The organism is Anaeromyxobacter sp. Fw109-5 (assembly GCF_000017505.1).
In the GTDB taxonomy this organism is placed as follows: domain Bacteria; phylum Myxococcota; class Myxococcia; order Myxococcales; family Anaeromyxobacteraceae; genus Anaeromyxobacter.
The window spans coordinates 2,744,828-2,768,624 of record NC_009675.1 but is presented as its reverse complement, the minus strand read 5'-3'; the positions used below and the strand labels follow the sequence as shown (position 1 = coordinate 2,768,624).

Below are 23,797 nucleotides of genomic sequence, written 5' to 3'. Positions count from 1 at the left end.
GAGGGCTCGCAGGGTGCCGGCGGAAAAATCCCTGCGCCGGGGTAGCCCTTACCGGGATGGGAGCGAAGATTTGGCGCAGATGGACGTCGAGCGCAAACCGATCCTGCTCGTCGAGGACGAACCGGCGATCCGCGACGCTCTCGCCGAGCTGCTCGTGCACCTGGGCGCGCGCGTCGAGCTCGCCGCCGACGGAGAGGCCGCGTGGGGGTTGCTCGCGGACGAAGGGCTACGTCCCGGGCTGGTGCTGCTCGATCTCTTCCTGCCCCGGCTCGACGGCCTCGCGCTGCTGGGGCGGCTGCGCGCGGACGCGCGCTTCCGCTCCCTCTCCGTCGTGACGATGAGCGCCGCGGTGAAGGAGACGCCGCCCGGCGCCGACGGCCACCTCGAGAAGCCGTTCGCTTTCGAGCGGCTCCGGGAGGTGGTCCTGCCGCACTGCCGCTCCTCCGAGGCGGCTCCCCGCGGAAGGGGGTCGGCGCCGGGGGTCGCACCCCCCGTGTGGTGAGCCCGCCGCGCCGCCTGGGGCGCGCCGCCCGGGCGACCCCCCGCGAGCCGGCGCGAGCGGCCGCGGGCGAGCCGAGGGCGCGGGGGGACGGTTGCAACACAAACGGATCGATCGCACCATGCCCGGGTGAGAGCCTTCGTCAGGGTCCTTCTCCCGCTGGTCGCCGTCCTGGCAGGGCTCGCCTGGGCGGCCGCCGCCCTGTTGAACGGGACGGCGCGCGCCTGGTACGAGAAGGACGTCAGCCTCAGGGGGCACCTCGTCGTCGCCGGAGCACGCGAGGCGCTCGTCACGCACCTGTCGGGTGGAGACCGGCGGCGGGCGGCGGCGGTGCTCGCCGACATCGCCCGCGACGACCGCATCATGGCCGCGTCGGTGTGCGGCCGCGGGATGCGGACCGTCGCCCGGACGGGTGTGGGGCCGCGCGCGTACGAGTGCGAGGCGCTGGCGGAGCGCCTGGACCCGACCGACGCGGAAGAGCGGGTGGAGATCGACCGCATCGAGGACGCGGAGGGCGGGCTCATCCACCTGACCGTGCAGCCGCTCCTCACCGAGGAGGGCGGGCTGCTCGCCCACGTCGTCGTCGTCCACGATCTCAGCTTCGTGGCCCGCCGCGAGGCGGCCCTGAGGCGCTACACGGCGGGCGCGTTCGCCGTGGTCGCGATCCTCGCCTCGATCCTGACCGTGCTGGTGCGCCGCCTCTCCTGGCGCAGCTGGAACGACGAGCTGCGGCGGGTCCTGACGCTCGGGCGCGCTTCGCCCGCGGACGGGCGCTCCCCGCGCAAGGAGTTCCAGCCGCTGCTCTCCGACGTGCGGCAGCTCGTCTCGGAGCTCGCGGTGGAGCAGGGGCAGGGCGCGATGGGCGGGCGCTGGTCGGCGGAGCGGCTCCACCGCACCCTCACCGAGACGCTCCAGGGCGAGGGGATCGTCATCGTGGCGAACCGGGAGCCCTACATCCACGATCGCGCTCCCGACGGCGGGGTCCGCGTGCTCCACCCGGCGAGCGGCCTCGTCACGGCCCTCGAGCCCGTGATGCGGGCCTGCTCCGGCGTGTGGGTCGCGCACGGCAGCGGGACCGCCGATCGGGAGGCGGTGGACAGGAACGACCGCGTGCGCGTCCCCCCCGGCGAGGAGTCGTACGCGATGCGCCGCGTGTGGCTCACCCCCGAGGAGGAGCGCGGCTACTACTACGGCTTCTCGAACGAGGGGCTCTGGCCGCTCTGCCACGTCGCGCACACGCGCCCCGTGTTCCGCGCCCAGGACTGGCGCGAGTACCAGCGCGTGAACCGGCGCTTCGCGGACGCGGTCTGCGAGGAGGTCGACGGACCGGATCCCATCGTCCTCGTGCAGGACTACCACTTCGCGCTCGCGCCCCGGATGATCCGCGAGCGGCTGCCCCGCGCGACCATCATCAGCTTCTGGCACGTCCCGTGGCCCAACGCGGAGCGGTTCGGGATCTGCCCGTGGGCGAACGAGCTGCTGGAAGGGATGCTGGGCTCGAGCGTGGTGGGCTTCCACACGCAGCTCCACTGCAACAACTTCCTCGACGGCGTGGACCGCTTCCTCGAGGCGAGGATCGACCGCGAGCGGCAGTCCATCGTGCTCGGCGGGCGCGAGTCGCTCGTGCGCCCGTACCCCATCTCCATCGACTGGCCGAACCGCTGGGCGACCGAGACCCCGCCGGCGGTGGAGTGCCGGGCGAAGGTGCTCGCCGAGCTGGGGTTGCCGCCCGACGCGAAGATCGGCGTCGGGGTGGACCGGCTCGACTACACGAAGGGGATCGAGGAGCGGCTGCTCGCGGTGGAGCGGCTCCTCGAGCGCTTCCCGCACCAGCGCGGCCGGTTCACCTTCGTGCAGCTCTCCGCTCCGAGCCGGACGATCATCGACCGCTACCGGGAGCTCTCCGAGCGCGTGGACGCCATCGCCGCGCGGGTGAACGCCCGCTTCGCGGAGGGGACGTGGCGGCCCATCGTGCTGCTGCGCGCGCACCACGAGCCGCCCGCCATCTTCCGGTATCTCCGCGCCGCCGACGTCTGCTACGTCTCCTCGCTGCACGACGGCATGAACCTCGTGGCCAAGGAGTTCGTGGCCGCGCGGGACGACGAGCGCGGCGTGCTCGTGCTGTCGCGCTTCACCGGCGCGGCCCGCGAGCTCACCGAGGCGCTCCTCGTCAACCCGTACGATCTCGAGGAGGCGAGCGCGGCCCTCGCGACGGCGCTCGCCATGCCGCCCGACGAGCAGGCGGCGCGGATGCGCGCGATGCGCGCGTTCGTCGCCGACTTCAACGTGTACCGGTGGGCGGGGCGCATGCTCGTGGACGCGGCGCGCCTCCGCCAGCGGGACCGCCTCTCCACCCGGCTCAACCTGGGCCTCCGCAGCGTCCACGAGGTGAAGCCATGATCCCCGACCTGCTCGCCCCCGCCTCGCGCGCCGCCGTCGCCGCCTTCGCCCACGACCGCGCGCTCCTCGCCTTCGACTTCGACGGCACGCTCGCGCCCATCGTCGAGGATCCCGCGCGCGCGGCGATGCGCCCGGACACCCGCGCGCTCCTGCGCGTCGCGGCGCTGCTCTACCCGTGCGTCGTCGTCTCCGGGCGCTCGCGGGCGGATCTCGCGCCGCGCCTCGAAGGCATCCCGCTCGTCGCCTGGGTCGGCAACCACGGCGCCGAGGCGGGCTTCGGTCCGGTGGATCGCTCGCCGCGCTCCGCCGTGCTCGCCTGGCGCGGCGCGCTCGCGGCGCGACTCGGCGCCATGCCCGGCGTCGAGGTCGAGGACAAGGGGCTCTCGCTCGCCGTCCACTACCGCCGCGCCCCCGACCCGGTCGCGGCCGAGCGCGACATCCGCGCGGCCACCCTGGAGCTCCCCGGCGCGCGCGTGTTCGGCGGGCACTGCGTGGTGAACGCCGTCCCGGGCGACGCCCCGACCAAGGGGGACGCCATCGCGGAGCTGCTCGAGCGGAGCGGCTGCCGGACCGCGCTCTACGTGGGGGACGACACCACCGACGAGGACGCGTTCCGCGCGCCCGGCGTGATGGGCGTCCGGATCGGGGAGGGTGCCGGGAGCGCCGCCGCTTACCGGCTCGCGTCGCAGGAGGGGATCGACGAGCTCCTGCGCCTGCTCGTCGAGGAGCGCAGCCGGCTCGACGGGCAGCGCGCCCGCGCGGAGTCGCTCGCTCGCGCCGTGAGGTCCTCGCGCGAGGCCTAGCCGCGGTCGGGCTGGACGGCCGCGCCCTGGCCTTCGCCCCCCAGCTCGAGCGCCAGCGCCGCGCGCGCCAGCTCTCGCTCCCCCACCCAGCCGAGCACGGTGGTCGTGCCGGCCTGGACGACCGGGAGCTGCGGCAACCCGCGGCGATGGAGCGCCGCGATCGCCTCCCGCCAGGTGGCGGAGGGAACCAGCGTCACGAAGGGGACCATCGCGTCGGCCGCGCGCGTCCAGCCGAGCTCGGCGGGGGCGAGCGCGCCGAGCAGGCCGAGATCCACGAGCCCGCGCGGACGGCCGTCGGCGCCGCGGACCAGCGCGACGCGCTGCGCGGCCCCGGCGCTCGCCGCCGCGACGGCCGCGAGCGGCGCGTCCTCGCGGAAGTCCGGCAGCTCGGGCGCCACGAGGAGCTCCGCCACGGGGCGCGCGAGCGCGGCACGCAGCGCCTCGCCCGGGGCGCCGGACGCCTCGGCCCGGCTCGTCGGCTGCGTCGGGTACAGCGACCAGCGACGGAGCACGACGTAGGAGATCCCCACGGTGAGCATCATCGGGACGAGCAGGTCGTAGCTCCCCGCCAGCTCCGCGACGAGCACGAGCGCGGAGAGGGGCACGTGCGCGACCCCGCCGTAGAACGCGCCCATCCCGACGAGCGCGAAGGCGGCGGGCTCGATCGCGGGATCTCCGAGCGCGGCGCGCGCGGCGTGCCCGAAGGCGGTGCCCACGAGGCCCCCGATGACCAGCGACGGCGCGAAGTCCCCCACCGCCGCGCCGCAGCCGATGGTGAGGGCGGAGGCGAGCGCCTTCGCCGCCGCCACCGCGAGCAGGAGGGCGACGAGCTGCCAGCCGCCGGGAAACCAGGGCGCGCCGTCCATCGCGACCTGCGCGGTGCCGTAGCCCCCTCCGAGGACGGTGAACCCGCGCGCCTCGGGACCGCGCCAGGAGCCGAGCGCGATCGCCATCCCGGCGCCGAGGAGGCCGGCGGCGAGGCCCCCCAGCGCGGGGCGCAGCCAGGTGGGCCCGGGCAGCTTGCGGGCCGCCGCCTGCACCGCCCTCAGCAGGCGGACGAACGCGACCGCGGCGAGCGAGACCAGCAGCGCGAGCCCCGCGAAGAGCGGGAGCTGGCGCGGGTCGAAGGGGAAGCGCGCCCTGAAGCCGAGGAGCGTCGTCTCGCCGAAGGCGGCGATCACGACCGAGTAGGCGACGACGCTCGCGAGGATCGAGGGGACGAGGGCGTCGGCCTCGAAGTCGTCGCGGTAGAGCATCTCCGTCGCGAGCAGGGCGGCGCCGAGCGGCGTGCGGAAGACCGCCGAGATCCCGGCGGCGACGCCCGCGACGAAGAGCACCCGCCGCTCCCGGCGGGTCGTGGGGAGGAGCCGGGCCGCGAGGGAGCCGATGGCGGCGCCGATCTGCATCGTCGGGCCCTCCCTGCCGCCCGAGCCGCCCGACGACAGCGCCGCGAAGGCGGCCGCGAACTTCACCGGCGCGACCCGCCAGCGGAACAGCCCGCCGCGGTGGTAGGCCTCGATGGTGGCGTCCCCGCCGCCGCCCGCCGCCTCCGGCGCGAGCCGGGTGGTGATGAGGCCGCTCACGAGCCCGCCGACTGCGGGGAGGAGCGCGAGGAGCCAGGGCCGGAACGCCGCCTCGCCCCCGCCGGCGACGACTGCCTCGCCTCGCGCGCGCGCGGGCTCGAACCCCGCGAGGCCGTGGAGCAGCAGGTGCTGTCCGAGCTCGAGGGCCGCGAAGAACGCGGCCCCGACGGCGCCGGCGAGGAGGCCGACGACGGCGGCGTGGAGGAGCACGCGCCCCGCGATGCGCAGCTCGAGCGGGGCCTCCGGGACGAGCAGCGCGAGCCCGCCCTGTAGCGCCCGGCCCGTCGTGCCGGCCGCGTCCATCCAGCGCGAGAGCGCTCCGCGCAGGGCCCGCCACGGGGAAGGGTCGCCGGAGGGCTCGGTCACGGGCGCAGGATACCCGGCGCAGCGGGTGCGTCCAGCGCGCACCGGCAGGACCGTGACGAGCGAGCGCGGGGGCGCTCCGAGACGGTTGGCATTCCAACGATCGTCCCGGTCGCCGCGTGGGACGGGCTCGCCACCCGGGAAGCGTCACGCAGGCGCGAGCCCCGCGCGATCCCTCGCGGCCTACTCGAGGAGCTACGGTGACGCTCGAAGGACCGCGGAGCTGGAGCTCGCAGCTGCGGCGATCGGTCGCATCGTGAAGGGGGTACCCGAGCAAACGTGCGGCAGGGCGCCCGGCCCCCACCAAAACGGCCGGGGTCGCTTCACGCAGCGGATGGGAGATCCCTATCCGTTGGTGGACGAGGAGCTTCCCCACGAAAACGAGCCTGCAGGCGAGCCTCATAGCCGTCCTGGCGGGATTCGCCGGCATCGGGATCCTCGCGGCCGTCGCGCTCGCCGTCATCACCTCGGCGCTGCAACGCGCGAACGCCGGGATCCTCGCGTCCGCCGAGAGCGTCCGGCTGGCCGAGGAGGCGGCGATCGATCTGCTCGTGCACGCGCGCAGCAGCGACCCGGTCGTGCGGATGGATCACGAGCGGCGTCTCGCGTCTCACCTCGTGGACGCCGACCGGGGCCTCTCGTCGCCGGAGGAGCACGAGGCGGCGCGGGAGGCCGTCGACGCGGTCGGGCAGTACCTGATCGCCAGCCGGCTGGGCCAGCCCGGCGAGGAGGCCGCCCTCGAGCAGGCCTACGCCTCGGTCGGCGAGCTGGTGAACGTGAACATCGCGCACGCGCGCGCCGCTCGTGCCCGCGCGGTCCGCTGGCAGACGGTCGCGGACGCCGCCGGCATCGCCGTCGCGCTCGCGATCGTCGCGGCGTCCTCGGTGCTGGTCTGGTGGCTCCGGGCCAGGGCGCTACGGCCCGTGCTCGAGCTGTCGAACGCCCTCGCGCGCTTCGGCGGCGGAGATCCCAACGTCCGCGCGAACGAGGAGGGGCCCGAGGAGGTCGCGCGCATGGCGCGGGACTTCAACCGCATGGCCGACGCGCTGGCGCGGCAGCGGCAGGGGCAAGCAGCGTTCCTCGCGAGCGTCGCGCACGACCTCCGCAACCCGGTCTCCGCGCTCAAGCTCACGGCCGCGGCGATCCCGCCGGGCACACCCCTCCCACCCGAGCCCCGGCTTCGCCGGGCGGTGGACGTGGTGCGACGCCAGGCGGCGAAGCTCGAGCGGATGCTGAACGACCTGCTCGACACCGCACGGATCGAGGCCGGCGAGGTCGAGATGCGCGTCGAGCGGGTGGACCTGCGGGACCTCGTCCGGAGCGCGCTCGAGCTCTTCGAGGGCACCTCGTCGCGCCACCGCCTCGTCTCGGAGGTCCCGGATCACGCGGTGCCGGTGTACTGCGACCCGCTGCGCATCGAGCAGGTGCTCGCCAACCTGCTCTCGAACGCCATCAAGTACTCGCCCGCCGGCGGCGAGGTGCGGGCCTCGCTCCGCACCTCGAAGGGGGAGGCCGTGATCCAGGTGGCCGACCACGGCATCGGCATCGCCGAGCGCGATCGGACCGCGATCTTCGAACCGTTCCGGCGCACCGGCAACCTGCGCTCGGCGGTCGCGGGGGCCGGGCTGGGCCTGTACGTGGTCAGGCGGCTCGTCGAGGCGCACGCGGGCAGCATCAGCGTCGCGAGCATGGAGGGGGTGGGGACGATCTTCACGGTCCGGCTGCCGCTCGCGCACGACGCACCGCAGCTCGTGCCGGAGAGCACGCCGGCCGCGCCCGCGCCGTGAGGGCGGTCCAGAGCTCCCCTCTCGGGGGAATTCTGAACGGCCCTGTGGAGGCGGCGAGCGCGGCCGGCGGACTGCGGGAGCGGCGCTACGGGACGATGAAGACGCCCTTCAGATCCTCGGTCTGGGACAGATAGCAGCCGGCCTTCGCCGACTTGACCTTGAACTGGTAATACCCCGGAGGAAGGGGATCGACGACCTGGTACTCCGGGTTCCCGCCGCTCGCTCCGGCGATGATCACCGGCTCGGGAAAGACCGGGACGCCGAACGCGTCGACGATCGTGATCTCGTACGCATCCTCCGAGCTGTCGTCCTCCCAGACGAGCTTCGGGGTCGCCGTCGTCAGCAGCTCCGGGCCGTTGGCGCCCGGCGAGATCACGTCCAGGGCGCCGGTGACCTTGAAGTCGACGGCGCCCGTCGGGACGCCCGCGACGACCTCGAGGTGCTGGATGTCCGTGCCGGAGATGCAGACGTCGGGATCCCTCACGAGCAGGTCGTTCTCGAACGCGGCGAGCGCGACGTAGCGGCCGGGCGGCACGCCGGTGATCTGCCACGCGCCCGTGATCGAGGGGGCGCCGGCCTCCGGCGCGCGCAGGCCGGGGGGCGTCTCGCCGCGCGCGAGGGCCTCGTCGAACGTGGACTCGACGACGAGGATGACCGAGGTCTCCTTGCCCGTGCCGGGGTTGACGACCTGGACCTGGCCGCTGACCGTCCCGGTGGCGTTGCCGCCCATGGCGAGATCCACGTCCGTCACCTGGTCCGCGATCACGGCCGCGCTCGCGGCCGGGTGAACCGCGCCGCGCGCGTAGGCCCGCACGGAGTAATCACCGGGCGCGAGGTTGAAGATCGCGTAGTCGCCGTTCCGGTCCGCGAGGGCGCTGAAGGCCTGGCCGTCGGCCGTCTCTGCCACCACGAGCACCCCCGGCTGGTTCGCGGGCACCGCGGCGGTGCCGGAGATGGTGCCGGTGCCGGCGGAGGGGATCTCGATGAGGCCGACGTCGGTGGTCTGCGGATCCGCGACCACGAGCTTGCCGTCGAGGCTGACGCCCCCCGCCGTGTTGACGGGCAGCGCCTGGCGGATGCCGGAGGGGAAGGTCGCGTAGCCCTGCGCGTCCGCGCGGAGGAAGACGTCGCGGGCGACGGGCGCGCCGTCCCTCGTGCGCGGGTTCGACACCTGGATGCTGAAGTCGCCGGCGGCGTCGGTGATCGCGACCGTGCTGATGGGCGAGCGGTTGGCGTCGAGGGCGACCACGCGCGCCTTCTCGATGCCCATCGCGGTCGCGAGGTCGAACACGTTGCCGCTGATGACGACCGGCTGCGCGCAGACGCTGCGGCCGCCCTCGACCGGCTCGCACACGAGCCCGGTGCCGCAGCCGGTCTGCCTCGCCACGTCGCAGGACTTGTCGTCGTCCGAGCCGCACCCGCCGGTCGCGAGGGCAGCGGCGAGGACGAGCGGGGTGAAGCGCTGGGTTCTGCAGATCACGGAGCCTCCAGATCTCGGGGTTGGGCGTCCCCTTCTACAACGACACGAGCGGTCCGTCGCGCGTCCGTCCCCACGGTCCCTGCTCCAGCAGGGGGGCAGGTAGGACACTGCGCAGGTTGACGGGTCGGCGCGTACCGCGGTAATCGGCTGGTCCGCATGCCCGCCTGGTTCCGCGCCCTCTGCGCCGCCCTCGCGCTCGCGACGACCGCCGCCCCGGCGCTCCCGCTCGCCGGGGGCGACGACGCGTGCTGCTCGGAGGAGAGGGCGCCGGAGCGCGACGACGTGCCGTGCCCGGACTGCCCGCCGGGCCTCGCCTGCGGCTGCTGCGCCGTGCGCGGCATCGAGCCGGCGGGCACCGCCGCGCTCGCTCCGGTCTCGACGGCCGGGGTCGACGTGGCGTTCGTGGACGCCGCGCTCGCCGGGCGCACGGCGCCCGCCGACATCTTCCATCCTCCGCGACGCTAGCGAGCGCCGCTCGCGCCCGAGGTGCGTCCACGCGACGCCGCGGGCACCCGATCCATCGCCACCTGTCGTCCCTGATCCGGCGTCCGCGATGCGGACGCGCGGAGGACCCCATGATCTCGAAGCTCGCCCCGTCGCTGCTCGCCCTCTCCACCCTCTTCGCCACGCCCGCCCTCGCCGCCGACACGTCCGCGCCGAAGGCCGCCGAGGCCCCCTCCGTCCAGCAGAAGGCGGAGGCGTGCGCGCACGGCGTCGCGAAGCCGCTCTGCACCCGCTGCAACCCGAAGCTCGCGCCGGTGTTCAAGGCGAAGGGCGACTGGTGCGCCGAGCACGACCGGCCGGAGTCGCAGTGCGCACTCTGCCACCCGGAGCTGGCGCGAAAGGGCGTGAAGTGAGCCGCCGCGCCATCGCGCTCGCGGCGGCGCTCGCCGTGGGCTGCGGCGGGGCGTCGAGCGCCACCCCGTCCGGGCCGAAGGCCGAGGGCGTCAGCGCCGAGCGTGGCTCCGACGCGACGGGCGCGCAGCGCGGTCACGGGCCGGACGACGGGCACGGCCACGGGGGTGAGGCCCCCGCCCCGGCGCGCTGCGCGCACCGCGTGCCCGCCGAGCTCTGCACGCGCTGCAACCCCGATCTCGCGCCCGTGTTCCAGGCGCAGGGCGACTGGTGCGCGGAGCACGGCGTGCCGGAGTCGCAGTGCCTGGAGTGCAACCCGAAGCTCACGTTCGCGGCCGCGCCTGCGCCCGCCGACTGGTGCAGGGAGCACGGCGTGCCCGAGTCGAGGTGCACGAAGTGCGACCCGCGCCTCGTCGCGAAGTTCGTGGCGGCGAACGACTACTGCCGCGAGCACGGCTTCCCCGAGTCCGACTGCCCGCGCTGTCACCCCGAGCGCCTCGCGGCGGCCGGCGCCGCGCCGCCCCCGTTTCCGGAGCCGGGCACCCGCGTGGTGCTCGCCTCCGCGCGGGTCGCCGACGAGGCGGGCATCGAGACCGCGCGCGTCGAGCCGCGCGAGCTCGCGCGGACGCTGGAGGTGGTAGGCCAGCTCGCGTTCGACGGGAACCGTCTGGCCCAGCTCTCCCCGCGCGCGGAGGCGCGGGTGCTCGAGGTGAAGGCCGACCTGGGCGACGACGTCCGGGCGGGCGATCCCCTCGTGGTGCTCGCCTCGGCCTCGGTGGGCGAGGAGCAGGCGCGCCTCGCGGCGGCGCAGGCGCGCCTCGCCGCCGCCCGCGCCGCGGCGTCACGCGCGGACGCGCTGGTGCAGGACGGGCTCGCGCCGCGCAAGGAGGCGGAGGAGGCGCGCCGGGAGCTCGCGGCTGCGCAGGCGGAGCACGACGCCGCCCGCGGCTCGCTGGTGGCCGCGGGGGCCGCCCCCGGTGCGGCCGCGGGCCGGCACGTGCTGCGCGCGCCGCTGGACGGCACGGTCGTGTCGCGCGACGCGGTCGCCGGCCGCTCCGTCTCGGCCGGGCAGGTGCTCATGGAGATCGCGGACCTCTCGCGGATGTGGGCGGAGCTCGAGGTGCCCGAGGCGACCGCAGGACGGGTCCAGCCCGGACAGCCGGTGCGGGTCACGCTCGAGGGGGTCCCGGGCGGCCCGCTGGAGGGGAAGATCGCGCGGGTCTCGCCGCGGGTCGATCCGGCCTCGCGCACGGTGCGCGCGCGCGTCGAGCTCCCCAACCCGAGGCGCGCCTTGAAGGCGGGAACCTTCCTCCGCGCGGAGATCCGGGTCTCCGAGCCGCACTCGGCGCTGCTCGTCCCGCGCGAGGCCGTGCAGCACGTCGAGGGGCGCGCGGTCGTGTTCGCGCGCCGCGAGCCGCGCGTGTTCGAGCCGGTGGCGGTGGAGCTGGGTGAGGCGGAGGGCGGCGCGGTCGAGATCCGGGGCGGCCTCCCCGCGGGCGCCGAGGTCGTCACCACCGGCGCCTTCTTGCTCAAGACCGAGATCTCGAAGGAGTCCATCGGCGCGGGCTGCTGCGATCTCGAGGAGCGCTGATGCTCGCCCACATCGTCGGCTGGTCCCTGGCGCACCGCGGCGCGGTGCTCGTCGCGACGGCGGCGCTCGCCGTCTCGGGCGCGCTCGCGTTCCGCGCGCTCCCGGTGGACGCCTTCCCCGATACGACGGACGTCCAGGTGCAGGTGAACGGGACCGCGCCCGCGCTCACCCCGGAGGAGGTCGAGCGCCAGCTCACCGTGCCCGTCGAGGCCGCGCTCTCCGGGCTGCCGCGCGTGGGGGAGGTGCGGTCCATCTCGAAGTTCGGCCTCTCGCAGGTGACGGTCCGCTTCGCCGACGGCACCGATCTCTGGTTTGCACGGCAGCAGGTGGCGGAGCGGCTCGGGACCGTGGAGCTCCCGCCGGGCGTGGAGCGCCCCACGCTCGGGCCGGTCGCGACCGGGCTCGGCGAGATCTTCCACTACGTCGTGAAGAGCCGGACCGTGCCGCTCGAGGAGCTGCGCACGCTCCACGACTGGGTCATCGCCCCCCAGCTCCGGACCGTCCCCGGCGTCGCGGAGGTGAACGCCTGGGGAGGGCTCGAGAAGCAGTGGCACGTGGTGGTGGATCCGCTGCGGCTGCAGCAGTTCGATCTCGCCCTCGCGGACGTGTACACGGCCCTCGAGGCGAACAACGCGAACGTGGGCGGCGGGGTGATCTCGCGGGGTGGAGCGGCCAGCCTCGTGCTGGGCGTCGGCGCGCTGGACGGGCCCCGAGCGGTGGCGGACGTGGTGGTGGCGGCGCGCGGCGGCGTCCCCGTGCGCTTGCGCGATCTCGCCCGCGTGGAGGCGGGCCACGAGATCCGCCGCGGCGCGACCACCGCGGACGGGGAGGGGGAGGCGATCCTCGGGCTCGGCTTCATGCTGGTCGGCGAGAACGCCCACCAGGTCACCGACGCGCTCGCGCTGCGGCTCGAGGAGGTGAAGGCACGCCTCCCGGCGGGCGTCGAGGTGGAGCCCGTCTACGAGCGCACCGAGCTGGTGGACCTCGTGCTGCGCACGGTGCGCACGAACCTGGTGGAGGGCGCGCTGCTGGTCGTGGCGGTGCTGTTCGCGCTGCTGGGGAGCTGGCGGGCGGGGCTCGTGGTCGCGGCGGCCATCCCGCTCTCCATGCTGTTCGCCTTCCACGGCATGCTGCGGCTCGGGATCGCCGCGTCCCTCATGTCGCTCGGGGCGATCGACTTCGGGCTCGTGGTGGACAGCTCGGTCATCCTGGTCGAGAACGCCGAGCGGCGGCTGTCGGAGGCGGGCGGGCGGCGGAGCGTGCTCGACGTGGTGCGCGACGCGACGCTCGAGGTGCGGCGTCCCACCCTCTTCGGCGAGCTCGTGATCCTCGTCGTGTACCTCCCGATCCTCGCGCTCGAGGGCGTGGAGGGGAAGCTCTTCCGCCCCATGGCGCTGACCGTGGTGCTCGCGCTGCTGGGCTCGGCGCTCGTGTCGCTGACGGTGATGCCGGTGCTGGCCTCGTACGTGCTGCGCCGGGGCGGTCACGACGTCCCGCGCCGTGAGCCGTGGCTGGCGCGGAAGCTCGCGGCCGCTTACCGTCCGCTCCTCGACTGGGCGCTCGCGCACCGGCGCGCCGTGCTCGCCGGCGCCGTCGCCGCGGTGGCGGCGGCGGGGCTCCTCGCCACGCGGCTCGGCAGCGAGTTCATCCCGCGCCTGTCCGAGGGGACGATCGTGGTGAACACGGTCCGGCTCGCGGACGTGTCCCTGGAGGAGTCGCTCCGCTACGGCACGCGCATCGAGCAGGTGCTGCGGGCGCGGTTCCCGGACGAGGTGAAGCGGGTCTGGTCGCGCACCGGCACCGCCGAGGTCGCCACCGATCCGATGGGGGTCGAGCTGACCGACGTGTTCGTCACGCTCCAGCCGCGGGAGCGCTGGACGCGGGCGGAGACGCAGGAGGAGCTCGCGGCGCGCATGCAGGAGGCGCTCGCGTCGCTGCCGGGGATGCGGCTCTCGTTCCTGCAGCCCATCGAGATGCGGGTGAACGAGATGATCGCCGGCGTCCGCGGGGATCTCGGCGTGAAGGTGTTCGGCGACGATCTCGACGTGCTGAAGGCGACCGCCCGGGAGGTGGAGCGCATCGTCCGGGAGGTGCCCGGCGCGGCGGACGTGTCGGTCGAGCAGATCACCGGCCAGCCGGTGCTCGAGGTCCGCGTGGACCGCGCCGCCGTCGCGCGGCACGGCGTCGCCGCCCGCGACGTGCTCGACGTCGTCGAGGCGGTCGGCACGCGGGTGGCCGGCGAGGTGCGCGAGGGGGAGCGCCGCTTCCCGCTCGCCGTCCGGCTGCGCGCGCCCTACCGCGAAGATCCGGAGAAGCTCGCCACCGTGCCGGTGCGCACGCCGAGCGGAGACCGGGTCCCGCTCGGCCGCCTCGCCACGATCCGGGAGGTGAGCGGGCCGACCACCATCCAGCGCGAGTGGGGGAAGCGCCGGGTGGTGGTGCAGGCCAACGTCCGGGGGCGGGATCTGGGCGGCTTCGTGTCCGAGGTGCGCCGGCGGCTCGACGCCGAGCTGGAGCTCCCGGAGGGCTACTGGCTCCGCTACGGCGGCCAGTTCGAGAACCTGGAGCGGGCGCGCTCGCGGCTGCTCGTCGTGGTCCCTGCGGCGCTGCTGCTGATCTTCGGGCTGCTCTACCTCACCTACCGGCGCGCCCTCGACGCGCTGCGCATCTTCGCGGGGGTGCCGTTCGCGATGATCGGCGGGGTCGTGGCGCTCCTCGCGCGCGGGATGCCGTTCTCGATCTCGGCGGCCGTCGGCTTCATCGCGCTCTCGGGCGTGTCGGTGCTCGGGGACATGGTGCTCGTCTCGCGCGTGCGGCAGCTCCTCGCGCGCGGCCGCCCGCTCGCGGAGGCGGTGCGGGAGGCGGCGATCACGCGCCTGCGGCCGGTGCTCATGACGGCGGCCGTCGCCGCCATCGGCTTCGTGCCCATGGCGGTGAACACCGGCGTGGGCGCGGAGGTGCAGCGGCCGCTCGCGACGGTGGTCATCGGGGGCGTGCTGTCGTCGACGCTCCTCACCCTGGTGGTGCTGCCGGTGCTGTACGCCTCGATGGGCCGCGGCCGCGACGCCGAGGTCCTCGCGGCGGACGAGCGCGAGGAGGAGGTGGCGCGTGTCTCTCCGTGATCCCGGGGCCTGGTGCCGCGCGCTCGCGGCGGCGTCGATCGCGGCGCTCGCCTCGGAGGCGCGGGGCGCGGAGGAGCTCGCGCTCGCCGACGCCGTGCAGCGCGCGCTCGCGGCGAGCGCCGAGGTGCGGGCGGCCGAGGCCGAGGTGCGCGCGGCGGCGGAGACGCGTCGCGTCGCGGGCCGGCTGCTCGCGGACAACCCCATGGTCGAGGCCGCGGCCGGGCGGCGCGACGGGACGGCCGAGTACGAGGCGGCCCTTTCGCAGCGGCTCGAGCCGTGGGGGCAGCGCGGCGCCCGGGCAGACGCGGCGGAGGCGGCGCTCCGCGCGGCGGAGGCCCGGCGCGCGGTGCGGCGCGGAGAGGTGCTCGCGGAGGTGAGGACGCTCTTCGCCGGGGTGCGCGCCGCGCGGGAGCGGGCCGCGGTCGAGGCGGAGGCGGCGCGGATCGCCGTCGACGCCGAGCGGGCGTCCGTGGCGCGGGAGCGGGCGGGGGACGTGTCCCGGCTCGAGGTGATCGCCGCGCGGGTGGCGAGCGGCCGCGCGGGTCGCGGACGGCTCGTCGCCGAGGAGGACCGCGCCGCCGCGGAGGCGGCGCTGGAGCTCGCCCTGGGGCTCGAGCCGGGCGCGCTGCGTGAGCTCGCCCTCGCGCCTGGCACGCCGCGCGCGGCGATCACGCCCGCGGACGAGGCGGCGCTCGCGGACCAGGCGCTGGAGCGACGCGCCGACGTCGCCGCCGCCCGCGCGGACGCGGAGGCCGCCCGCGCCGGCTCGCGCCTCGCCGGGCGCGAGGCCATCCCCTCGCCCGCGCTCGGCGTGGCCTGGGCGCGCGAGGAGGGCGAGGACATCGTGCAGGGGACGCTCGCCGTCGAGCTGCCCCTCTTCCGGCGCAACGAGGTGGCGCGGGCGGAGGCGTCCGCGCGGGCGTCCACCGCGGAGGCCCACCTCGCCGGCCTCGTGCGCCGCGTTCGGCAGGAGGTGCGGCTCGCGGCCGGACGCGTCCGTAGCGCGCGCGCTGCCGTCGAGGCGCTCGGGGACGGCGCGATCGCGGCCGTCGAGGAGAACGCCGCGCTCGTCGAGCGCGCCCACGCGGAGGGGCGCCTCGGCTTCGTCGAGGTCGCGCTCCTGCGGGGCCAGCTCCTCGACGCGCGGCGCGATCGGATCGACGCCGTCGAGCGGCTCGCGCGCGCCGAGGCGGAGCTGGGGAGGGTGACGGGGGAGCAGCCGGGGCGCTGACGGTCGGTCGGATCCGCCTCACGTCCGCGCGAACGGCTCGATCCGCCCCCGCGCCGCCAGCTCCTGCGGGAGCAGCGCCGCGAGCAGCGTCTCGTGGACCGGCGCCGCCACCCCGGCGGCGCGCGCGAGGCGGACCACCGCGCCGGTCTGGTCCGCGAGCTCGGACGCGCGCCCCGCGCCGAGGTCGCGCTGCATCGAGATGGTCCCGTCCGCCTGCACCGTGTCGACGCGGGCGAGCGCGCGGGCCGCGGCGTCGGGAGGGAGCGCGACCCCGCGGGCGCGCGCCAGCGCGGCGACCTCCTCCTGCGCGAGGGCGAGGAGCTGGCGTGTCTCCGGGACGCTGCGGACGACCCCGATCGGCGCGCGCGACACGGCGCCGATCGCCCCGAGCGGCTCCACGAAGAGGAACTTCTCCCAGACGGCCGCCTCGATGTCGGGCGTCACCGCGGCCTCCGCCCCGGCGGCCCGGAGCGCGGCGGCGAGCGCCTCCAGGCGGGGGGAGGGCGCGCGCGCGAGGTCGCCCCGCTCGCCGAGCGCCAGGCGCGGCGTCGACCCCACGTGCTGCACGCGCCCTGCGCCCGCGATCCACGCCAGCACGGCGATCGTCCCCCCGGCGACGCGCTCCGGCCCGAGCACCTGGGCGAGCTGGCCGGCCGCCTCCACCCCGTTCTGCAGCGGGACGGCGACGCCACCGCCGGCGAGGAGCGGCGTGAGGGACGGCGCGACCTCGGGCACCTGCCAGGACTTCACCGCGACGAGCACCGCATCGGCGGGCCCGAGCGCGCCCGGCGCGGGCTCCGCGGCGACGCGCGCGGTGAAGGTGCCGAGCGGGGACTCGACGGCGATCCCCTCGCTCCGGATCGCCTCGAGGTGTGCGCCCCTCGCGACGACCCCGACCTGGACTCCCGCGCGGGCGAGGAGCCCCGCCAGGAGACCGCCGACCCCTCCCGCTCCGACGACGACGATGCGCATCACCGCTGCTTAGCAGAGCCGGCGCCCGCTGGCACGCGCAGTTCGAGGCTCGGTGGGCGCAGCGCCGCGCGGGGGCGCGGTCGCTCGCGCCCGGCGCGGTCAGGCGTCGTCGGGCGCCAGGTCCCCGCCGCCCTCGTGGCTCGCGAGGAGCGAGTAGAGGCGCCGGCGCGTGATCCCCAGCATGCGGGCGGCGTGCGTCTTGTTCCCGCCGGCGCGCTCGAGGGCGGCGTGGAGCAGCTCGCGCTCGAACGCGTCGAGGCTGAAGCCCTCCACGAGGAGGTCGGTCGCCCGGCGACCCCGCTGCGCGCCCCCGCTGGCCAGCTGGTCGGCGCGGATCTCCTCCTCCCCAGCGAGGATCAGCGCTCGCTCGAGCGCGTTCTCGAGCTCGCGCACGTTGCCGGGCCACCGGTGCGCGAGGAGCCGCTCGCGCGCCGAGGCGCCGAGCTTCGAGGGCGGCAGCCCGCGTGCGGCCAGGAAGCGCTCCGCGAGCGGGAGCACGTCCTCCGGGCGCTCGCGCAGCGGCGGCACCGGGATCGCGAACACGTTCAGGCGGTAGTAGAAGTCCTCCCGGAAGGTGCCCTCCGCCACCGCCGCCGCGAGGTCGCGGTTGGTCGCGGAGACGACGCGCACGTCCACCGAGCGCTCCTCGGTCGCGCCGAGCGGCACGAAGCGGCGATCCTGGAGGAAGCGCAGGAGCTTCACCTGCGTGGCCGGCGTGATCTCGCCGATCTCGTCGAGGAAGAGGGTGCCGCGATCCGCGGCGGCGAGGTGGCCCGCCTTCCGCTGGGTCGCGCCCGTGAACGCTCCCTTCTCGTGGCCGAACAGCTCGCCCTCGAGGAGCGTCTCGGGGAGCGCCGCGCAGTGGACCTCCACGAGCGGCCCCGCCGCCCGGCGTCCCTGGTAATGGATGAACCGCGCGAGCTGCGACTTCCCGGTGCCGCTCTCGCCGAGGAGGAGCACGGTCGCGTCGGTCGCTGCGACCTGCCGCGCCGCCTGGAGCGCCGCGCGCATGGCCGGGCTCTCGGCCACGAGCTCCGGGGTCAGCCGCGCGACGAGCCGCGCCTCCCGGACCTCGGCGCCGCGCTGCGCGGCGAGGCGCCGGACGCGGAGCCGCAGCTCGTCCATCGAGAACGGCTTCGTCACGTAGTCGACCGCGCCCGCCTTCATCGCCTCGACGGCCGACTCGGCCGTCGCGTAGGCGGTCATCACCACCACCTCGGGCGGCTGGGGCACGGCGCGCGCGGCGCGGAGGACGGCGAGCCCGTCCACGTCGGGCATGCGCAGGTCGGTGACCACCACGTCGAAGCGGGAGGCGGCGAGACGGACGAGCGCGTCGCGCCCACCGGCGGCGCGCTCGACCTCGTGCCCATCGAGCTCCAGCATCTGGGCGACCACCTTGCCGAGCTTGGGCTCGTCGTCCACCACCAGGATGCGCGTCATGCGAGCTCCCGTCCACGAGGCCGCGGCAGCCGCACCTCGAACGCCGCGCCCGGCCCCGGGCGCGCGACCAGGCGCAGCTCGCCGCCGTGCCGCTCCACGATGCGGCGCGCGATGGCGAGGCCGAGTCCGGCGCCGTCCTTGCGGCCCGTCGCGAAGGGCTCGAAGAGGCGCGCCCGGACGGCGGGATCGATCCCGCGGCCGTCGTCTCGCACCTCGAGGAGCACGTTCCCGTCGCGGGCGGCGCCGCGGATCTCGACGCAGCCGGCTCCGGCCTCGGCCGCGTTCTGCAGCAGGTTCGACAGCACCTGCCGCAGCCGCGCGGGGTCGGCGTGGACCGGCAGCGCCGGCAGGGCGAGGCGGACGTCCACCCGCGGGTGGGAGCGCGCCAGCGCGCGGGCCGCCTCCTCCGCGATCGCCGCCGCGTCCACCTCGGCCGGCGCGATCGAGGGCTCGCGCGCGAGGTCGAGGAAGTCGTCGGTCAGCCGCCGGAGCCGCTCGACCTCGCCGAGCACGTCCTCGAGGGCCTCACGGTCGCGCGGGACGAGCGCGCCCGCAGAGCGCTCGCGCACGAGCTCGACCGCGCCCCGGATGACGCCCAGCGGGTTGCGGATCTCGTGCGCGACCATCGCCCCCATCCGCGCCAGCGCGTCGCCGCGGGCGGCGCGCTCCGCGTCCGATCGCCGCGCCGCCTCCGCGCGCCCCCAGTGGATCCCGAGCCCGGCGAGGCTCGCCGCCCCGAGCGCCGACACGAGCACCGCGACGAGGAGCGCGCGCCGCACGCCCGCCCGGGCCTCGGCGAAGGACTCTCCCGCCTCGAGGGCGAGCACCGCGCGCGGCGCGCCGGCCGAGCCCGGGATTGGGAAGTAGCCGCTCGCGACCGGGACCTCGCCGACGGCGTACCCGAAGGCCACGGAGGCCTGTCCGCGGAGCGCCCGCTCCACCCGGGCCGCGTCCACGCGCAGGAGGTCCGCGCGACCGCCCGAGGGGCCCGTCGCGTCGGCGAGCACCACGAGCTCGGGTGAGAGCACGTAGGCGCCCTCCAGCGCGTTGGCCGCCATGATCCCGCGCAGCCGCGCTGGCGTGGGCTCCAGGTCGGTGAGGAGCTGGGCGGCGGCGGTCCCCGCGCCCCTCAGCCGCTCCTCGAGCACGCGGTCCAGCGCGCCGGTCGCGGAGCGGTGGAGCGAGAACGTCGCGGTGAGGGCGACGGCGAGGCCGAGGGCGGCGGCCGCGAGCGGGATCCGCGCGAGCGACACTACAGCCCCAGCGTGTAGCCGATCGCCACGGAGGGCGCGAGCTTGTCGTAGGCGAGGGCGTCCACGTTGGACGCAGCGTACCGGCCGACGACCCCCACCCGCGCCGTCCAGCGGTCGGCGACGTCCAGCTCCACGAAGGCGGCCCCGTCGAGGTAGGTGTCGCTCCGCTGCGCCCCGAGGTCCTCGTCGAAGTGGTCGTACGCGCGCCACGTGAGGCCGAGATCGACGCCCAGGCGAGCGCGCCCCAGCAGGACCCGGGCCTCCCCGCGCGGGCCGTGCTCCCAGTACGAGAGGAGGGGCTCGTCGGTGACGTCGCGAGCGCCGGCGTAGGCGAGGCTGAGGCGTAGCCGCGGCGTGGCGTCGACCGCTGCGCGCGCCTCGGCCCGGTGCAGCACGCCCGAGAACGGCGACCAGTCGCCGGCGTAGGACTCGAAGCGCACCGCGTAGGAGGCGCTCGCGGCCGCGCGGCCGCGTCGCGTCCAGCCCGTGGCGAGCAGGCGATGGGCGCCCAGGTAGTCGTCGCCCCCCAGCGCACGGTGCGCGTACTCGTACTCGGCGGCCGCGCCGGTGCGCCCGGCGCGGAGCTGCCAGCCGGCGGCCGCCTCGACGCCGGCCACGTCGTATTCGTCCATCTGCGCGAGCTGGTGCAGGAGCCCGGCCGCGCGGAGGTAGGGGCCTCGCGAGCCCCTCGGCCGCCACAGGGCCGCGGCCGACAGCCCCGCGGTCCCGTCCGACTCGGCCGCGCCCTGCGGTCCGCCGGGGCCCAGGTTCACGTTCGAGTCCCAGCCCGATTCGGCCAGGAGCGAGAGGATCACCCGCCCGTCGCGCCGCGCGAGCCGCGCGAGATCGCTCGCGGGGCTCGCGAGCGCCGGGTTCGCGGCGGCGCTCTCGAGGAGCGAGGCCGCGCGCCCGCCGTCACCGGCGCGGAGCGCGAGCAGGCCGAGGTAGAAGCGGGCCTCCTCGCGGTGCACCGGGTCGCGCTCGGCCGCGCGCAGGAGCCGCTCGGCCGCGGCGTCGTCGCCGAGCTCGTAGCGCGCGATGCCCGCGAGGAGCGCCGCCGAGGGGCTCCCCTCGGAGGCGTGCGCGGCCTCGAACGCGCGGGCCGCGCCGCCGAGGTCCTCCGCGTCCATGCGGCGCAGGCCTTCCTGGAAGGGATCGGGCGCGCGCCCGTCGCTGCAGAGCCGCTGGAGCGCGTCGCGCGACGCCGCGTCGCCGGGATCGCGCGCCAGCGCCTCGCGATACGCCGCCACCGCGCTGTCGCGGGCGCCGGCGGCGAGCTCGGCGTCGCCGACCTCCCGGTACGCCCGCGCCGCCAGCGGATCGAGCGCGACCGCCTCCACCGGAGCGCACGGATCGACCGCGGCCAGGACGAGCGCGAGCAGCGGCGCCATGGACGTCACCCTCCGTTCCCCGGCGCAAGCGCGGAGTCATCGGCGCCGGCCGCGCGCGTGGCGGCGCCGCGCCGCGCCGCGAGCGCCTCCGCCTCCCGGCAGTACGCCGCGGCGAGCGCCGCACGCCCCTCCGCGCGACGCGCCTCGCACCGTGCGCGATACCACGCGAGGTTCGCCTCCGAAGCGGGTGCGGCGAGCGCGCGAGCGAGCTCGGCGCGCAGCGCACGGGCCTGCTCGGCGATGCGCGGGCCCGACCGCTCCCCGATCCCGGCGAGGAGCCGGTCGGCGCATCCGTAGAGCCGGGCGCCGTAGCAGGCGAGCGCCCGGTAGTAGTCGTGGAGCGGGTGTTCGCCCGGCGCCGCCGCCTCGAACGTCTCGACCGCCTCCTCCCACCGCTCCAGCTTGACGAGGGCGGCGCCGGCGTACGCGGCGGCCTCCGGCTCGCCGAGCCGCTCCGCCACCCGGAACTCGATCAGGGCGTCCGCGTAGCGGGCCTCGCGGAAGTGGGCCGCGCCCGCGAGCAGGTGCGCGTCGGCCCCGCTCCCCGCCGCCGCGAGGGCGAGGGCCAGGGCGATCCCGGCGCCACGCAGCGCGATCGCGCCTCCGATCATCTCCCGCCCTGGTGCGGCCCGTGATCCGAGCCGCCCGTGTGTCCGCCGTCCATGTCCCCGCGCATCTCCCGCGTGCGCATGGTCCCCGCCGCGTCCCGGCACTCCCCCGACGCGTCTCCGTCGTGCATCCCCGCGCGCCGCGGGTCCTCTCCGGCGTGATCACGGGCTCCATGGCGTGCCCGGTGCTGCTCGCCCCGCCGCACGGCGCGCTCGTGAGCGGCGCGCTGCTCGGCCTCGGCGCGGCGCGCGCGGTCGGCGCGGGTGGCCGCGTCCATCGCCTCGCCCGCTTCGGGAAGAGAAGGGGAGCTGGCCGGCAGGGTCGCGCGCTCCATCAGCGCCGCCCGCACGGCCTCGTGGGCCTCACGCCTGGAGTGGTCGCTGGGCGCGGCCGTGCAGGGCCCGAGCGCGAGCGACGCTGCGAGGGCTACGAGGGGGACGTGGCGCATGGCTGCATTCTCCTGAGAGCCGCGGAAGGCGCAATGGAGACGGAGCATCTTCCGTGCCGCGGTGAAACCCGTGCCGACAGGCGGCGGGCCGCTCGGAGACGTCCCGGACCGTACGCACGACCGTACCGGCTGGTACGTCGGTTCGGGGGAGCCTCGCGGCGCCGAGGTCGGTTGCTCCCGCCGAAACGCCGGAATCCGGCGGGATCGCGCGCTGGCACGCGGACTGCGAGGCGGGAGGGTGCGGCGTGCCGGAGCGCGCCGCGGCGCGGAGCCGGAGGCGAGCGAGGCCCGCGCAGCCCAGCGCTCGCAGGAGAAGAGCTTTGACGACGAGGAACTTGGTGTGGGTGGTGGCCGCCACGCTGGCGACCGCGTGTGGCGGGACCGAGGAGAGCGCGCTGGGGGCCGAGGTCCAGGCGTACCAGGCCGCCCGGGCCGAGCTCGCCGACGCCGTGACGGCATACCAGGCGGAGGCTGGCGCGGCGCAGGCGACCGAGGACTGCCGCGCCGCGGAGGGCCGGTACGGCGCGGCCGCGGGCCCGGCGCTCGAGCGGATGCGGCAGCTGAGCGGAGAGCTGTCGGGCGGCGGTCACCGCATGCGGATGATGGCAGGGGCCGATCTCGCCTGCGGCGTCGAGGCGATGGCGGGCGAGCTGGCGCGGCACCAGGGCATCGCGTGCGCCGGCGATGCCATCCAGAACCGCGCCGAGGCGGAGCATCACACCGGTCAGATGGGCGGCTGGCTCGAGCAGCAGCGGCAGCGCTGCCAGGCGATGGATGGCGACGGCGCCGCCCAGTGGGCCTGCCACGCCAACGACGACGGCACGTACGGGATGCACTGCGGCGAGGAGGACTGGATGGGCTGCATGAATGGGACGTGCTCCGGGACGGGCGATGGCACCTGTCCGCTCGGACAGGAGCCCGGGGCCTGCCAGGGGACCTGCGGCGGCAGCGCGGGTGACTGCCCCTACGGCTGCGACGGCAGCGGATCGACGGCCGCCGCCGCGCCGACGGCGCTCTGAGCCGTGCCCGAGGACGAGGCGCCGGCATCCCGCGGACCGGCGCTTCGTCCTCACCGGAGGCGCAGGATGCGGAGGGCGCCGGCCAGCACCATCGACGCCACCGCGGCGCCGATGGCCAGGTCGGGGAGGCGCGAGCCGGTGATCGCGACGAGGGAGCCCGCGAGCAGGACCCCCACGTTCGCGAGCACGTCGTTCGTGGAGAAGATGACGCTCGCCCGCATGTGAGCGCCGCCGTCCCGGTGGCGCGACACCAGCACGAGCGTCAGGACGTTCGCGGCGAGGGCCAGGAGCGAGACGCCCACCATCGCGGGCGCCTCGGGCGCGCTTCCGAGGAGCAGCCGCCGGGTCACGTCGGCGAGCGCGCCGAGGGCGAGCGCGGCCTGTAGCCAACCGGAGAGGTGAGCGGCGCGCAGCTCGAGCGCGCGGCTCCGGCCCACGGCGTAGAGTGAGAGCCCGTACACGCCCGCGTCCGCGAGCATGTCGAGCGAGTCGGCCACGAGCCCCGTCGACTCGGCCATCCAGCCCGCGGACAGCTCCACGGCGAACATCAGGGCGTTCACCGCGAGCACCACCCGGAGCGTGGTGCGCTCGGCGGCGGCCGAGACCGGCGCCCCCCGGGTGGGCGCACCCACCGGGACGGCCGCGCTCTCGAGCACGGCCGCGCCGAGGCCGAGCGGCTCGAGCCGCGAGAGGAGCGTCGAGGCTGGGCCGCGGTGCACCACCGTCACCTGCCGCGCGACGAGGTCGAACCGGAGCTCGGCGAGCTCGGCGCCCTCGAGGGCCATGCGAACGAGCCGCTCCTCGGAGGGGCAGTCCATCCTCGGGACGGTGAAGACGGTCCGGAGCTGCGCGGTGGCGTCGGGATCCATTCGCCGCCCTTATCGCGCCTGACGGCCGCGAGCGCCAGCGCGACGTTCGCTGCGCCGGCGGTCCCTGAGGGCGGCCCGGCGC

The 23,797-nt window shown here is 76.3% G+C and carries 19 protein-coding genes; 10 read left to right on the top strand and 9 right to left on the bottom strand.

Translation table 11 applies throughout. The features are described from left to right. Positions 1-79: 79 nt before the first annotated feature. From ANAE109_RS12240 to otsB, 3 genes are all read left to right on the top strand, one after another. The gene (locus tag ANAE109_RS12240; protein WP_049768577.1) at positions 80-502 is read left to right on the top strand and encodes a response regulator; all 423 of its coding nucleotides are present in this window, start codon (positions 80-82) and stop codon (positions 500-502) included. 126 nt (positions 503-628) lie between these two features. Further along, the gene (locus tag ANAE109_RS12235) at positions 629-2,899 is read left to right on the top strand and encodes a trehalose-6-phosphate synthase (RefSeq protein WP_012097179.1); all 2,271 of its coding nucleotides are present in this window, start codon (positions 629-631) and stop codon (positions 2,897-2,899) included. Continuing rightward, positions 2,896-3,702: a trehalose-phosphatase gene (otsB, locus tag ANAE109_RS12230; RefSeq protein WP_012097178.1), complete on the top strand. Its 807-nt coding sequence runs from the start codon at positions 2,896-2,898 to the stop codon at positions 3,700-3,702. Before ANAE109_RS12235 ends, otsB begins: the two co-directional genes overlap by 4 nt. On the opposite strand, the gene ANAE109_RS12225 is transcribed toward otsB, so the two are convergent. Then, positions 3,699-5,651 carry a chloride channel protein gene (locus ANAE109_RS12225; RefSeq protein ID WP_012097177.1) on the bottom strand — a complete coding sequence of 651 codons (1,953 nt, stop codon included), beginning with the start codon at positions 5,649-5,651 and terminating at the stop codon, positions 3,699-3,701. The genes otsB and ANAE109_RS12225 overlap by 4 nt on opposite strands. Positions 5,652-6,199: 548 nt before the next feature. Here ANAE109_RS12225 and ANAE109_RS12220 point away from each other — a divergent pair. Further along, a complete protein-coding gene (locus tag ANAE109_RS12220) occupies positions 6,200-7,435 on the top strand; it encodes a HAMP domain-containing sensor histidine kinase (RefSeq protein ID WP_049768576.1) in 1,236 nt (411 codons plus the stop codon). Positions 7,436-7,520: 85 nt separating this feature from the next. Here ANAE109_RS12220 and ANAE109_RS12215 read toward each other — a convergent pair whose 3' ends face one another. After that, complete coding sequence (locus ANAE109_RS12215) at positions 7,521-8,915, bottom strand: carboxypeptidase-like regulatory domain-containing protein (protein ID WP_012097175.1); 1,395 nt, start codon at positions 8,913-8,915, stop codon at positions 7,521-7,523. A 156-nt stretch (positions 8,916-9,071) separates the two neighbouring features. Here ANAE109_RS12215 and ANAE109_RS12210 point away from each other — a divergent pair, with 156 nt between their 5' ends. From ANAE109_RS12210 to ANAE109_RS12190, 5 genes are all read left to right on the top strand, one after another. Further along, positions 9,072-9,380, top strand: coding sequence for a hypothetical protein (locus tag ANAE109_RS12210; protein ID WP_012097174.1), 309 nt, complete (start codon positions 9,072-9,074; stop codon positions 9,378-9,380). Positions 9,381-9,490: 110 nt separating this feature from the next. Further along, positions 9,491-9,772 carry a hypothetical protein gene (locus ANAE109_RS12205; protein WP_012097173.1) on the top strand — a complete coding sequence of 94 codons (282 nt, stop codon included), beginning with the start codon at positions 9,491-9,493 and terminating at the stop codon, positions 9,770-9,772. Continuing rightward, positions 9,769-11,361 carry an efflux RND transporter periplasmic adaptor subunit gene (locus tag ANAE109_RS12200; RefSeq protein WP_012097172.1) on the top strand — a complete coding sequence of 531 codons (1,593 nt, stop codon included), beginning with the start codon at positions 9,769-9,771 and terminating at the stop codon, positions 11,359-11,361. Before ANAE109_RS12205 ends, ANAE109_RS12200 begins: the two co-directional genes overlap by 4 nt. Then, entirely contained in the window at positions 11,361-14,483 is a 3,123-nt protein-coding gene (locus ANAE109_RS12195) for an efflux RND transporter permease subunit (RefSeq protein WP_012097171.1), read from the top strand. Before ANAE109_RS12200 ends, ANAE109_RS12195 begins: the two co-directional genes overlap by 1 nt. Then, the gene (locus tag ANAE109_RS12190) at positions 14,470-15,714 is read left to right on the top strand and encodes a TolC family protein (protein WP_012097170.1); all 1,245 of its coding nucleotides are present in this window, start codon (positions 14,470-14,472) and stop codon (positions 15,712-15,714) included. The genes ANAE109_RS12195 and ANAE109_RS12190 overlap by 14 nt, the downstream gene beginning before the upstream one ends. An 18-nt stretch (positions 15,715-15,732) precedes the next feature. On the opposite strand, the gene ANAE109_RS12185 is transcribed toward ANAE109_RS12190, so the two are convergent. The 6 genes from ANAE109_RS12185 to ANAE109_RS12160 form a co-directional block, all read right to left on the bottom strand. Further along, positions 15,733-16,686, bottom strand: a complete 954-nt coding sequence (locus ANAE109_RS12185; RefSeq protein WP_012097169.1) for a ketopantoate reductase family protein — start codon at positions 16,684-16,686, stop codon at positions 15,733-15,735. Positions 16,687-16,785: 99 nt separating this feature from the next. After that, positions 16,786-18,126 carry a sigma-54 dependent transcriptional regulator gene (locus tag ANAE109_RS12180; RefSeq protein WP_012097168.1) on the bottom strand — a complete coding sequence of 447 codons (1,341 nt, stop codon included), beginning with the start codon at positions 18,124-18,126 and terminating at the stop codon, positions 16,786-16,788. After that, on the bottom strand, positions 18,123-19,379 hold the full coding sequence (locus tag ANAE109_RS12175) for a PAS domain-containing sensor histidine kinase (RefSeq protein ID WP_012097167.1): 1,257 nt from the start codon (positions 19,377-19,379) through the stop codon (positions 18,123-18,125). The genes ANAE109_RS12180 and ANAE109_RS12175 overlap by 4 nt, the downstream gene beginning before the upstream one ends. After that, the gene (locus ANAE109_RS12170) at positions 19,379-20,770 is read right to left on the bottom strand and encodes a hypothetical protein (protein WP_012097166.1); all 1,392 of its coding nucleotides are present in this window, start codon (positions 20,768-20,770) and stop codon (positions 19,379-19,381) included. Before ANAE109_RS12170 ends, ANAE109_RS12175 begins: the two co-directional genes overlap by 1 nt. Before the next feature lie 5 nt (positions 20,771-20,775). Then, entirely contained in the window at positions 20,776-21,381 is a 606-nt protein-coding gene (locus ANAE109_RS12165; protein ID WP_012097165.1) for a hypothetical protein, read from the bottom strand. Further along, a complete protein-coding gene (locus ANAE109_RS12160; protein ID WP_041448305.1) occupies positions 21,378-21,827 on the bottom strand; it encodes a hypothetical protein in 450 nt (149 codons plus the stop codon). Before ANAE109_RS12160 ends, ANAE109_RS12165 begins: the two co-directional genes overlap by 4 nt. A gap of 320 nt (positions 21,828-22,147) precedes the next feature. On the opposite strand from ANAE109_RS12160, the gene ANAE109_RS12155 reads away from it, so the two are divergent. Further along, positions 22,148-22,846 carry a hypothetical protein gene (locus ANAE109_RS12155; protein ID WP_012097164.1) on the top strand — a complete coding sequence of 233 codons (699 nt, stop codon included), beginning with the start codon at positions 22,148-22,150 and terminating at the stop codon, positions 22,844-22,846. A 50-nt stretch (positions 22,847-22,896) separates the two neighbouring features. On the opposite strand, the gene ANAE109_RS12150 is transcribed toward ANAE109_RS12155, so the two are convergent. Then, complete coding sequence (locus ANAE109_RS12150) at positions 22,897-23,715, bottom strand: cation transporter (protein ID WP_012097163.1); 819 nt, start codon at positions 23,713-23,715, stop codon at positions 22,897-22,899. Positions 23,716-23,797: the final 82 nt, after the last annotated feature.